We start from the raw sequence: 12,519 nt of genomic DNA, 5'->3' as shown, positions 1-12,519 counted from the left end.
ACCATACTTTTGATGTGAGTTCACCAGCTGTCGCCAAACCGGCAATTCTGAGCGTCGACGACGACCCCGGTGTCTCCCGCGCCGTGGTCCGAGACCTGCGACGCCGGTACGGCGCGGAGTATCGGATTCTGCGCGCGGAATCCGGCGCCTCGGCGCTCGAGGCGCTACGTGAAATGAAACTGCGTGGTCAGCCGGTCGCCGTGCTGATCGCCGACTACCGCATGCCGGGCATGGACGGCATCGAATTCCTCGAGCAGGCCATGGATCTGCACCCCTACGCGCGCCGGGTCCTGCTGACCGCCTACGCCGACACCAACGCCGCCATCGAGGCGATCAACGTCGTGGACCTGGACCACTACCTGCTCAAGCCGTGGGATCCGCCGGAGGAGAAGCTGTACCCGGTCATCGATGCGCTGCTCGAGGCGTGGCGCGGCGACGAACATCGTCCGGTGCACGAGACCAAGGTGATCGGCCACCGCTGGTCGGCCAGGTGTTCGCAGGTCCGCGAGTTCCTGGCTCGCAATCAGCTGCCCTATCGCTGGTATCTGGCCGATGAGCCCGAGGGCGCCCGGCTGCTGGAGGCCGCCGGCGCCACCGAGGACCAGTGCCCGGTGGTGATCGATGCGGCCGGACAGGCGCTGATCGCCCCCACCGACAGCCAGCTCGCGGGCAGTGTGGGCCTGAGTACCGATCCCACCGGAGACTTCTACGACCTGATCGTGGTGGGCGGCGGCCCGGCCGGATTGGGCGCGGCGGTTTACGGCGCGTCGGAGGGCCTGCGCACGGTCCTGGTCGAACGGACCGCGACCGGCGGCCAGGCGGGGCAGAGCTCGCGCATCGAGAACTACCTCGGCTTCCCGGACGGACTGTCCGGCGCGCAGCTGGCCGATCGGGCCCGGCGTCAGGCGATCAAGTTCGGCGCCGAGCTGATCACGGCGCGTGAGGTGACCGGCCTCGAGGTGTGCGGTTCGGCCCGGGTCGTGCGCCTCGACGACGGCACCGCGGTCGCGGCCCATTCGGTGCTGATCGCCACGGGCGTCAACTATCGCCACCATCCCGCGCCCGGCGTGGACGATTTCACCGGACGCGGCGTGTACTACGGCTCGGCGATGACCGAGGCCGCCGACTGCGCGGATCGCGAGGTCTACATCGTCGGCGGGGCGAATTCGGCGGGTCAGGCGGCGGTGTTCCTGTCCCGCAATGCCAAGGCCGTGCATATCCTGGTGCGCTCGGACTCGCTGGAGAAATCCATGTCGCACTACCTGATTCAGCAGATCGAGCAGATCCCCGCCATCAAGGTGCACACCCGCACCGAGGTGATCGCCGCCGACGGCGACGACCACCTGGAACGGATCGTGCTCCGCAACAACGCGACTGGTGCGGAAGAAAAGGTGGCCGCCGAGCGGTTGTTCCTGTTCATCGGGGCCGCACCGGAGACCCAGTGGCTCGACGGCCTGGTCCACCGCGACGGCGCGGGCTATGTGCTGGCCGGACCCGATCTGATGGTCGACGGCGTCCGCCCGGCCGGGTGGGAGCTGCCGCGTCCTCCAGGGCATCTGGAGACCAGCGTCCCCGGCGTCTTCGTGGCCGGTGATGTGCGCTCGGAGTCGGCGAAACGAGTCGCGTCCGCCGTGGGCGAGGGCGCGATGGCTGTCATGCTCGTCCACCGATACCTCGCCAAGCAGTAGGCCGAGCAGTAGGAGGTGTGCTCGATGAGCGCCCGATTGATCTGTGATCCCGACGAACTGCGCACGCTGTTCCTGTTCGAGAAGCTCGACGACGAGCAGCTGGCCTGGCTGTGCCGCGACGGCCGGGTGGAGGAGTTCGAGCCGGGGCCGGTCTACCGCGAGGGCGATCCGGCCACCTGCTTCTACGTTCTGATGGCGGGCGAGGTCTATATGACCAAGCGCTCCGGCGGCGAGGAGATCGAACTGCTCCGCACCAGCCACCGCGGCTCCTACGGCGGCGCGTGGAGCGCCTATATGGGCGACAAGGTGGATCAGGTCTACAGCGGCTCGTTCTACGTCAGCGAGCCGTCGACGTTCTTCGTCCTCGACTCGGGCACCTTCGCGCGGATGATGCAGGAATGGTTCCCGATGGCGCTGCATCTGCTGGAGGGGATCTTCTTCGGCAACCGCAACACCAACGAGATCATCGGCCAGCGCGAGCGGCTGCTGGCGCTGGGTTCGCTCTCGGCGGGCCTGACCCATGAGCTGAACAACCCTGCGGCAGCGGCGGTTCGGGCCACCTCGTCGCTGCGCGAGCGGGTTGCCGGGATGCGGCACAAGCTGAAGATGATCTCGCACGGCAAGTTCAGCCCCGCCGCGCTGGAGTCGCTGGTCCAGCTGCAGGAGGAGGCGGCCACACAGGTCGCCAAGGCCCCGGTGCTGACCCCGCTGGAGGCCGCCGACCGCGAGGACGAGCTGGGCGACTGGCTGTCCGAGCACGGCATCGCCAACGGCTGGGATATCGCCCCGACCTTCGTGCAGGCCGGATTGGATATCGACTGGCTGGAGAAGATCGCGGCCACGCTCGAGGGGTGTGACGGCGGCGTCTTCGAGGGTGCGATCCGCTGGCTCAACTACACGGTCGAGACCGAACTGTTGATGAACGAGATCACCGACTCGACCACGCGGATCTCCTCGCTGGTCGATGCGGCCAAACAGTATTCGCAGATGGATCGGGCCCCGTTCCAGGTGGTCGATATCCACGAACTGCTCGACAGCACGCTGGTGATGCTGGCCCGCAAGATCGGCGACGACATCACGGTGGTCAAGGAGTACGACCGCACCCTGCCCCAGGTGCCCTGTTACGCAGCGGAACTGAATCAGGTGTGGACGAATCTGATCGACAACGCCGTCTCGGCGATGTCGGGCCGCGGCACCCTGACCGTGCGCACCTATCGCGAAAACGATTGTGTCGCGGTGGAAGTCTGCGACACCGGTCCCGGAGTGCCCGACGATCTGCGGCACCGGATCTTCGAGCCGTTCTTCACCACCAAGCCGGTCGGTGAGGGAACCGGTCTCGGACTCGACATCTCCTTCCGCATCGTGGCCAACAAGCACGGCGGCGACATCCGGGTGGAGTCGGTGCCGGGCGATACCCGATTCATCGTCCGGCTGCCCATCGATCCGCAGGGCCGCCCCATGGAAACCGAAGCCGCACAAGCGAATACCGGAGGTATGTGATGTCGCAGGCCATCGAGGGGATCGATCCGGCCGTGCCGCCGAGCGGGACCGGCTGTACGGAATGTGAAGCGGCACAGGGCTGGTGGGTACATCTGCGGCGCTGCGCGCAATGCGGCCACGTGGGTTGCTGCGACACCTCGCCCCAGCAGCACGCGTCCCGGCACTTCGCCGAGACCAGCCATCCGTTCATCCAGAGCTTCGAGCCGGGCGAGGAGTGGTTCTGGGACTTCCGCACCGAGGAGATGTTCTCCGACGGCCCCGAATTGGCTGCGCCACACCATCATCCGGTGAATCAGACGGTGCCCGGACCGCGTGAGCGAGTGCCCTGGGACTGGCAGAACCAGATTCACTGAGGACGGGGTCTGCTGCACGACCGCGGCGTCGTTGACGGAACGTGCAGCAGACTGCCAGTACCGGAACGTCTGCCAGGACTCGTTCCCGGTAGGGGGTTGCCGCCGCGGGTGGCTCAATACTGACGGCGGCAACCCGCCCGATCTGAACCATACGGCGGGCCGAAACCGCACAATGGGCTGTGCGTGCACGCTCGTCGACTCACGGTGCACAGGAACCGACTTGGCGCGGAGACCGATATGGCGACCGTTCTGAATTCAGACCTGATGGATCCGCGTGAGCGGGCCGATGCGATGGCCGCCGCCCTGCTGGAGGCCTCGGCGCCCGCCTATCTCGTGCACAAGGCCCCCGGCGAACAGGTCCGGGCCCGCTTCGAATCCTGGCGACTGGGCCCGGTCGAGCTGCGGCACACCTCGCTGTCCGGCTTTACGCTGGTACGCACGCGCAAACAGATTCGGCATTCGCCCGCAGGGGCATTGGTGTGCAACGTGCAGCGGCTCACGTCGGCGCGGGTGAGCCATGCCGACCGGCGGTTCGAGACCGGTCCGGGGCAGATGTTCCTGATCGATATCGATCTGCCGTACGAGATCGATTGGCGCGGAGGCACGGGGACGGCCCTGATCCTTCCGACGGAAGGATTGGGACTGCCGACCGAGACGATTCTCGCCGGACTGCAACGGTCGCACCGCAGTCCGCTCTACGCCCTGGTCGCCAGACATATCGAATTGCTGGCCCGCACCGCCGACACGCTCGAGGACGATCCCGCGGCGGGCGAGCTGGGCGAGGCGTCCACGGAATTGGTGCGCGCGTTCCTGCTGTCGGCGGCCGCCGGGACCGCCGTGGACGGCGCCGCGGTGCCGGCGGGCCTGCTGCTGAACCAGGTGCGCGACCACATCCGCCGTCACCTGTCCGATCCGCGGCTGGGACCGGAGCGAATCGCCAAGGCGCACAACATCTCCGTGCGCCAGCTGTACAAGCTGTGCCAGAACGCCGGATGCAGTCTGGAGCAGTGGATCATCGCGGAGCGACTGGAGCGCGCCCGCGACGATCTCGCCCATCCCGACGCCCGGCAGCGTTCGATCGCGGCGATCGCCTATGCCAACGGGTTTCGCGATCCCGCGCATTTCGCCCGCCGCTTCCGCGGCGCCTACGGCACGACACCGAGCCGGTGGCGCAGGGAGAATGGGCCCTGAGTCCGAGCCGTCCTGCGGAGAGGCGAAGATGGTCATCGTTCTCGATACGGATCGCTTGGATCCTCGGGATCGCGCAGAGGCATTGGCGATGTTGACGCTGGAAGCCTCGGCGCTGTCGTATGTGTTCTTCGAACATCCCGAATCGGTGCGCGGGCGCTTCGAGGCCTGGACCTTCGGCCAGGTCACGCTGTTCCGATCGTGTATATGGGATCTGCGGGTGGTGCGGACGGCCCGCCATGTCGACACCGCGCCCGCGCCGATCCTGTCGCTCATCCTGACCCAGTTCGGCAGCGGCCTCTACGAGCAGTACGGTGATCGGCTCATCGGGCGGCCGGGCCGGCTCGTGCCGCTGGATCTCAATGTCCCCTACCGCATCTGCTGGCCCGGCGAATGCCGCGCGCTGACGCTGCAGGTTCCGCTCGAGTCACTCTGTTTGTCGGCGGAGACGATCCGCCTGGCCGCGCCCTGTCTGCCGGTCAGTCCCATGCATGACCTGGTGGTGAATTATCTTGTCGTGCTGGCCGATTCGTCCGATGAGCTGGTGGCGGGCCCGGCGAGCTCGGCGCTCGGCGACGCCTGTACCGAGCTGGTGCGCGCCCTGCTGCTGTCCGCGGCGCGGACCGGCACGGATGTCGCGGCGCTGCCCGATGCCGTGCTGCTGAGCCGGGTCCGCCGCTATGTGCTGGAACATCTGACCGATCCGGAACTGTGCCCGGAACGCATCGCCCGCGCCCAGCACATCTCGGTGCGCTATCTGTACAAGGTGTGCGGCCGGGGCGAACTCAGCCTCGAACAGTGGATCATCGGGCAGCGGCTCGAGCGCGCTCGCGGGGAGCTCGCCCGCCCGGAAAGCGGCTATCGGTCGATCGCGGCGATCGCGCGGATCTGCGGATTCCGGGATCCGTCGCATTTCACCCGGCGGTTCCGCGCCGCCTACGGAATGGCGCCCAGCGAATGGCGGCGGGCCGTGCTCGACCGCTCGGCACCCTGACTTCCGGGCGGTAGACCGGGTTTGCAACCTCGCCCGGGCCCGGTACGCTGCGACGCGCGCCGGACAGGCCCGGCGCCGGTGAGACCATCGGGGAATCGACGGTGATGAAACGACTTTCGGTGACCACCGCCATGCTGGGCGCCCTGGCTCTGGGGCTGACCGCATGCGGCGGGGGCGACTCGTCCGGTCACGACGCCGGGACGAATCAGCACGCGACTGCCACGGGGACCGCCACATCGGCAACCGTCGCGCCCACCACCTCCTGGCAGGTGATCGAGCCGCCGAGCGGTGCGCCCGTCCCGACGGGCGCGCAGAATTCGTCGCTGGGCCCGGCATCGCGCACGACCTGCTCCGAATTCAAGACCCTCGACACCGATGCCGAGAAGTCGCTGATCGAGCAGATGCTCGCGGAGAATCCGGGATCGAAGCTGGACGGTAACCCCAGCCTCGCACTGGGCACCGCGAAGCTGGTGTGCCTGGCCACCAGCCAGGCCGACCGCCCGGTCGCCGCCGCCATCGGGATCGCCTGAACGGTAGTGGACGAGGCGGGGCTGGCCGAATTCTCCGCGCGGCGGCCGCGGCTGTTCGCGCTGGCCTATCGCATGCTCGGCGCCGCGGGCGAGGCCGAGGACGTCGTGCAGGAGGCCTATCTGCGCTGGGACGGCGCCGACCGGTCCGAAATCCGTTCGGCCGAGGCATGGTTGACCACGGTGGTGGTGAATCTGTGCCGTAGCTGGCTGGATTCCGCTCGCGCCCGCCGCGAGAGCTATGCCGGGCCGTGGCTGCCGGAGCCGGTGCCGACCGGCCGCGGTGAGCTCGGCCCGCTCGAGACGGCCGAACAGCGCGAGCTGATATCGCTGGCGATGCTGACGCTGCTGGAACGACTGTCGCCGGTCGAGCGCGCGGTCTTCGTGCTGCGCGAGGCCTTCGGTTACGCGCACGGCGAGATCGCCGAACTGCTCGGGCTGACCGAGACCAATTGCCAGCAGCTGTATCACCGTGCGCGCCAACGGGTTCGCGCGGACCGCACCCGATTCGAGGCGTCGCCCGAGCGGGCCCGGCAACTGTTCGAACGGTTCCTGACCGCCGCCCGCACGGGCGATGTGGTCGCGCTGGAACGCATGTTCGCCGCCGATATCGTCGCCACGGCCGACGGCGGCGGCAAGGTGAACGCGGCCCGGCGACCGGTGGTCGGCCCGCAGCGGGTGGCGCAGTACGTGGCCTGGTTGTTCACCCACGACATCCCGGGCCTCGAGGTCGCCGTCGAGGAGATCAACGGCGCGCCCGCGGCCGTCGCGCGGGTGGGCGGCGTGGCCCTGCTCATCGGGGCGATCGATGCGACCGAGGCGGGCGTCTCGGCCGTGCGGGTTCTGGTCAACCCCGACAAGCTCGCCTACTTCCAGCGCGTCGACGGGCTGTGACCGAGCACACGTGCCGCGGCTGTCAGGGATGCGGTCGCCGTCCGGTCTGGAGAGTATCGGCCTCTTCGGAAGGAGTCACAGATGACCGGGCAATATCGAATCGTCGTGCTGGGCGCGGGATATGCGGGCCTGGCGGCGGCGCGCCGACTGCGCGGGGCGCCGGGCGCGCAGGTCACCGTCGTCGACGCGCGCGCGGAATTCGTCGAGCGGGTGCGGCTGCATCAGCTCGCGGCGGGACAGCGGGTGACGCGCCGGGATCTACGGGCAACGCTGGAGCGCAGGGGCATTCGCTTCGTGCACGGTACGGCGATCGGAATCGACACCGCCGGTAGACGATTGACGCTCGCGGACGGCGGAACCGTCGACTACGACACGCTGATCTATGCCCTGGGCAGCCATGCTGATCTGGAAAGCGTTGCGGGCGTGCGGGATTACGCGCTGAGCGTGGCCACGGCCGCGGACGTCGACGCGATGCGCCCGCCGCACGGGCGGGTCATCGTGGTCGGCGGCGGCTCCACCGGTATCGAGGTGGCCGCCGAACTGGCCGAATCGCGCCCGGATCTGCCGGTGGCACTGGTGAGTTCGGAGGAGCCGGGCGCCTGGTTGTCGGACCGGGCGCGCGAGCACATCCGCACCACCCTCGATCGGCTCGGCGTGCGCGTGCGGGCCGGGGTGAAGGTGGTCGAGGTGCTCGCCGACGGCGTGCGCACGGCCGAGGGCGAACATCTGCCCGCCGAAACCGTGCTGTGGACAACGGGATTCGCGGTTCCGGAGCTGGCCGCTCGGGCCGGGCTGGCGGTCGATGCGCGTGGGCGCGTCCTCGTCGACGAGGATCTGCGGACCTCCGATCCCGATATCCACGCCGCGGGCGACTGTGCGGTGATCACCGTCGCCGACGGCCGTGAGCTGCGCATGGCCTGTGCCACGGCCATACCCGTCGCCTCGCACGCCGCGGCGGTCGTGGCCGCCCGCCTGCGCGGCGCGCAGCCCCCGGCCCTGCGCTTCCGCTACCACTTCCAGTGCCTCAGCCTGGGGCGGCGCGACGGGGTCATCCAATTCCTGCGGCCCGATGACACGCCCACCCCGCGTGTGCTCACCGGACGGCCCGCGGCCTGGGTCAAGGAAGGCATCGTCCGCGGGGCGGCCCGGGTGGTCCGGCCCTGAACAAGATCGTCAACTTAAGGTTGACGATTCGAGTCGAGTCAACCTAGAGTTGACGAATGACGCAGCATATCCGCCTCGACGATCTGATCGAGGGCATCAAGAAGGCGCGGCCCGACGACGTCCTGGAACAACTGTCCGACGCTGTCGTGGCCGCCGGACATCTCGGCGATGTGGCCGATCACCTCATCGGCCACTTCGTCGACCAGGCCCGGCGCTCCGGCGCCTCCTGGACCGATATCGGCACCAGCATGGGCGTGACCAAGCAGGCCGCGCAGAAACGATTCGTTCCCAAGGCCGATTCGGGCCTGGACCCCAGCGCCGGATTCGCCCGCTTCACCCCGCGGGCCCGCAAGGTGGTGGTGGTCTCCCAGGAGGAGGCGCGCCGAGCCGGTAACGCCGAGGTCCGAACCGAACATCTGGCACTCGGCCTACTGGATGATCCGCAGAGCGTGGCCGCCCTCGCGATCGTCGCCAAGGGCGTGAGCCTGGGCGCGGTCCGCCGGGTCGCCATCGCCGCGCTTCCGCCGGCCGCCCCCGAGATACCCGCCCTCATCCCCTTCGACCTCAACACCCGCAAGGCCCTGGAACTCACCTTCCGGGAGGCGCTTCGACTGGGCCACAACTACGTCGGCACCGAACACATCCTGCTCGCCCTGCTGGAACAGGAGGACGGTTCGGGCATCCTGTCCGGCCTCGGACTAGACCGCGCCGAACTGGAGCAGGACATCGTGGCTATGCTCGCCCCCTTCGCCGCCGACGCGCCCATGCCGCCGAATGCGCCTACGCCCCCCAGCGCACCCACACCGCCGGCCCCGCCCGGCCCCCCGGCGCCTCCGGTACTCCCTACTTCTCCCGCACCCCCTATTCGGTGACGTTCACTCAGGAACGCGAGCAACGGCGAACACCCGGCGGAACGGCAACCATGTCGTCCCGTCGGCGTGCTGGGGATAGGCGGCCCGCAGCATCGGGGCGAGTTCACCGGTGAACCGATCCCAGTCGGCATCGTCGAGGACGGTGCGGACCGGGCGCAGGGCGGTCCCCGAGACCCACTTCAACACCGGATCGTCGCCGGTCAGCCGCTGCAGATACGTTGTCTCCCAGGCATCGACGGCGCATCCGGCCGCGGTGAGTACGGTCCCGTACCCCGTCGGATCGAGCACGTTGCGGGCCTCGAGCACCCCGGTCCGCTCGAGCCGGTCCCGCCACTGGTCCCGCGCGGCCAGTTCGCGAATGCAGCGGTGCGAGGCGGCGTCGAAGTTACCCGGGACCTGGATCGCCAGCCAGGCGCCCGCGGGCAGCGCCGCGGCCCATTCGCTCAGCAGAGTCGGATGTCCGATCACCCACTGCAGCACCGCATTACAGACCACCACATCGGTATCCGGCTCGGGTCGCCAGTCGCGCACGTCGAGCAGTTCGGCCGGTACGCCCCGGGCCCGCGCGGCGGCCACCATCTCGGGCGAGGAATCGGATGCCTCGACGACCGCGTCCGGCCACCGCTGCGACAGCGCGGCGGTCAAATGTCCGGGCCCGCATCCGAGGTCGACGACACGCCGGGGATGCTCGGCCCGCACGCGACCGAGTAGTTCGAAAAACGGACGGGAACGGTGGTCATCGAAGGCAAGATACTGCTGGGGATCCCACATCAGAGGCTCCAGGGGTCGCGTCTACCAAACCGTACGTACGTACTGTATTTCCGAAACGCAGCATCGCACAAGGGTTGTCCGGATACGATGTTGCTATGGCGGATGATCGCGATTCCGACCTAATAGCAGGGGAATTACGTTCCGACCTGCTGCGGGCGCTTTCGTATGTCCAGACCGAGACCGGTCCGGACGGCAGCTACATCGTCAACGGCGACTTGCCGCCCGATGTGGCGCCTCCCTTCATCCGTGCCATCATGCGCATCGAGGCCGAGCTGCTGATCAACGACGCCGAGCAGGTCACCATCGACCGCGGCGAGCCGCGCTCGCCCGAGGAGCGCCGCACCGATGCTTTCCTGGCCCTCGCCCTCCGGGTCACCGATACCTGAGCCGCCCCGCCTTGACCTTGCACTCGATACATCCGAGTGCTAGAAAGGGAGCTGGCACTCCCGACCTGTGAGTGCCAGGTCGGGATGGTGAGAGCGGGTTCCACGACACTCCTGCTCGTCCGTCGCGGGCACCGAACCTGGCCAGATCGTGTCAATCCCCTGATCTGGAGGATCTCAACGCAATGGCCAAGACGATTGCGTACGACGAAGAGGCCCGTCGCGGCCTCGAGCGGGGCCTGAACAGCCTCGCCGACGCTGTCAAGGTGACGCTCGGCCCCAAGGGTCGCAACGTCGTCCTGGAGAAGAAGTGGGGCGCCCCCACGATCACCAACGATGGTGTGTCCATCGCCAAGGAGATCGAGCTCGAGGACCCTTACGAGAAGATCGGCGCCGAGCTGGTCAAGGAAGTCGCCAAGAAGACCGACGATGTCGCGGGCGACGGCACCACCACCGCCACCGTGCTCGCCCAGGCGCTGGTGCGCGAGGGCCTGCGCAACGTCGCGGCCGGTGCGAACCCGCTGGGTCTGAAGCGCGGCATCGAGAAGGCCGTCGAGGCCGTCACCAAGCGCCTGCTCGAGTCGGCCAAGGAGGTCGAGACCAAGGAGCAGATCGCCGCTACCGCCGCCATCTCGGCCGGCGACCAGTCCATCGGTGAGCTCATCGCCGAGGCCATGGACAAGGTCGGCAAGGAAGGTGTCATCACCGTCGAGGAGAGCAACACCTTCGGCCTCCAGCTGGAGCTGACCGAGGGTATGCGCTTCGACAAGGGCTACATCTCGGGCTACTTCGTCACCGACCCCGAGCGTCAGGAAGCGGTCCTCGAGGATCCGTACATCCTGCTGGTCGGTTCGAAGATCTCGACCGTCAAGGATCTGCTGCCGCTGCTGGAGAAGGTCATCCAGGCCGGTAAGCCGCTGCTGATCATCGCCGAGGACGTCGAGGGCGAGGCCCTGTCGACCCTGGTGGTCAACAAGATCCGCGGCACCTTCAAGTCCGTCGCGGTCAAGGCCCCGGGCTTCGGCGATCGTCGCAAGGCGCAGCTGGCCGATATCGCCATCCTGACCGGTGGCGAGGTCATCAGCGAAGAGGTCGGCCTCTCGCTGGAGACCGCGACCGTCGACCTGCTGGGCACCGCCCGCAAGGTCGTCATCACCAAGGACGAGACCACGATCGTGGACGGTGCCGGCGATGCCGACGCTATCCAGGGCCGGGTCGCGCAGATCCGCACCGAGATCGAGAACTCGGATTCGGATTACGACCGCGAGAAGCTGCAGGAGCGCCTGGCCAAGCTGGCCGGCGGTGTCGCGGTGATCAAGGCCGGCGCCGCCACCGAGGTGGAGCTCAAGGAGCGCAAGCACCGCATCGAAGATGCCGTGCGTAACGCCAAGGCCGCGGTCGAGGAGGGCATCGTCCCCGGTGGTGGTGTGGCTCTGCTGCAGGCCGCCCCGGCGCTCGAGGGCCTGAAGCTCGAGGGTGACGAGGCCACCGGCGCGAACATCGTCCGGGTCGCGCTGGCCGCTCCGCTGAAGCAGATCGCCTTCAACGCGGGTCTGGAGCCCGGTGTGGTGGCCGAGAAGGTCGCGGGCCTGCCCGTCGGCCACGGCCTCAACGCCGACACCAACGAGTACGAGGACCTGCTGAAGGCCGGCGTCGCCGACCCGGTCAAGGTCACCCGTTCGGCGCTGCAGAACGCGGCCTCGATCGCGGCCCTGTTCCTCACCACCGAGGCCGTCGTGGCCGACAAGCCGGAGAAGGCCGCTGCCCCCGGTGGCGACCCGACCGGTGGCATGGGCGGCATGGACTTCTGAGTCCTGCCTTCCGGCAACCGTTTTACGAGGCCGGCTCATCCTTCGGGTGGGCCGGCCTTCGGCATTCCCGGGGCCGGAGGCGCAGACCGCCGAGCGCGCGGCGCCGACCAGATCCGGACTTGAACGAAAAGCCGGTCCCGTTTCGGGGCCGGCTTTTCGTTACCGATGGGTCGGTTCGGGAATTCCGCCCGCGATTCGCACTCGCCGCCGACGTCCCGCTGTGGCCGATGATCGCCGTTTGGGCGTGTGACCAGGCGATTTGACATTGAAAGCCGTCGCCACGTAACTTATTCCAGGTCAGAGCGACACGGACACCGACCCGGAGCCGAGAGGCGAGGGAAACGAGGTTGGACGAGGAGCGCCTGACGATCACA

General features: G+C 68.3%; 12 protein-coding genes. 11 read left to right on the top strand and 1 reads right to left on the bottom strand.

The features are described from left to right. The first annotated feature begins 14 nt into the window (after nt 1-14). The 9 genes from ACIA76_RS27850 (at nt 15) to ACIA76_RS27810 (ending at nt 9,180) form a co-directional block, all read left to right on the top strand. Complete coding sequence (locus tag ACIA76_RS27850) at nt 15-1,688, top strand: FAD-dependent oxidoreductase (RefSeq protein ID WP_397155709.1); 1,674 nt, start codon at nt 15-17, stop codon at nt 1,686-1,688. A gap of 24 nt (nt 1,689-1,712) precedes the next feature. Next, nucleotides 1,713-3,188 (top strand): ATP-binding protein, encoded by a 1,476-nt coding sequence (locus tag ACIA76_RS27845; protein ID WP_397155707.1) that lies wholly within the window; start codon nt 1,713-1,715, stop codon nt 3,186-3,188. After that, a complete protein-coding gene (locus ACIA76_RS27840; RefSeq protein WP_397155706.1) occupies nt 3,188-3,541 on the top strand; it encodes a UBP-type zinc finger domain-containing protein in 354 nt (117 codons plus the stop codon). Before ACIA76_RS27845 ends, ACIA76_RS27840 begins: the two co-directional genes overlap by 1 nt. A 237-nt stretch (nt 3,542-3,778) precedes the next feature. Further along, nucleotides 3,779-4,732 carry a helix-turn-helix domain-containing protein gene (locus tag ACIA76_RS27835; protein WP_397155704.1) on the top strand — a complete coding sequence of 318 codons (954 nt, stop codon included), beginning with the start codon at nt 3,779-3,781 and terminating at the stop codon, nt 4,730-4,732. An 88-nt stretch (nt 4,733-4,820) separates the two neighbouring features. After that, on the top strand, nt 4,821-5,723 hold the full coding sequence (locus ACIA76_RS27830) for a helix-turn-helix domain-containing protein (protein WP_397155702.1): 903 nt from the start codon (nt 4,821-4,823) through the stop codon (nt 5,721-5,723). Between the two features lie 104 nt (nt 5,724-5,827). Further along, the gene (locus ACIA76_RS27825) at nt 5,828-6,253 is read left to right on the top strand and encodes a hypothetical protein (protein ID WP_397156148.1); all 426 of its coding nucleotides are present in this window, start codon (nt 5,828-5,830) and stop codon (nt 6,251-6,253) included. Nucleotides 6,254-6,259: 6 nt separating this feature from the next. Then, on the top strand, nt 6,260-7,144 hold the full coding sequence (locus ACIA76_RS27820; RefSeq protein WP_397155700.1) for an RNA polymerase sigma-70 factor: 885 nt from the start codon (nt 6,260-6,262) through the stop codon (nt 7,142-7,144). A gap of 81 nt (nt 7,145-7,225) precedes the next feature. Beyond that, nucleotides 7,226-8,308 carry an NAD(P)/FAD-dependent oxidoreductase gene (locus tag ACIA76_RS27815; RefSeq protein ID WP_397155698.1) on the top strand — a complete coding sequence of 361 codons (1,083 nt, stop codon included), beginning with the start codon at nt 7,226-7,228 and terminating at the stop codon, nt 8,306-8,308. 56 nt (nt 8,309-8,364) lie between these two features. Further along, nucleotides 8,365-9,180: a Clp protease N-terminal domain-containing protein gene (locus ACIA76_RS27810; protein ID WP_397155696.1), complete on the top strand. Its 816-nt coding sequence runs from the start codon at nt 8,365-8,367 to the stop codon at nt 9,178-9,180. Between the two features lie 3 nt (nt 9,181-9,183). Here ACIA76_RS27810 and ACIA76_RS27805 read toward each other — a convergent pair whose 3' ends face one another. After that, nucleotides 9,184-9,951, bottom strand: a complete 768-nt coding sequence (locus ACIA76_RS27805; protein ID WP_397155694.1) for a trans-aconitate 2-methyltransferase — start codon at nt 9,949-9,951, stop codon at nt 9,184-9,186. 95 nt (nt 9,952-10,046) lie between these two features. Between ACIA76_RS27805 and ACIA76_RS27800 the strand changes: the two genes are divergently transcribed. Further along, a complete protein-coding gene (locus ACIA76_RS27800; protein ID WP_397155692.1) occupies nt 10,047-10,337 on the top strand; it encodes a hypothetical protein in 291 nt (96 codons plus the stop codon). A gap of 182 nt (nt 10,338-10,519) precedes the next feature. Continuing rightward, nucleotides 10,520-12,145, top strand: a complete 1,626-nt coding sequence (gene groL, locus ACIA76_RS27795; RefSeq protein ID WP_397155690.1) for a chaperonin GroEL — start codon at nt 10,520-10,522, stop codon at nt 12,143-12,145. Nucleotides 12,146-12,519: the final 374 nt, after the last annotated feature.

The sequence above is a fragment of the Nocardia sp. NPDC051570 genome, assembly GCF_044454005.1.
In the GTDB taxonomy this organism is placed as follows: domain Bacteria; phylum Actinomycetota; class Actinomycetes; order Mycobacteriales; family Mycobacteriaceae; genus Nocardia.
The sequence above is the reverse complement of the archived record's forward strand: the minus strand, read 5'-3'. Positions and strand labels throughout refer to the sequence as shown.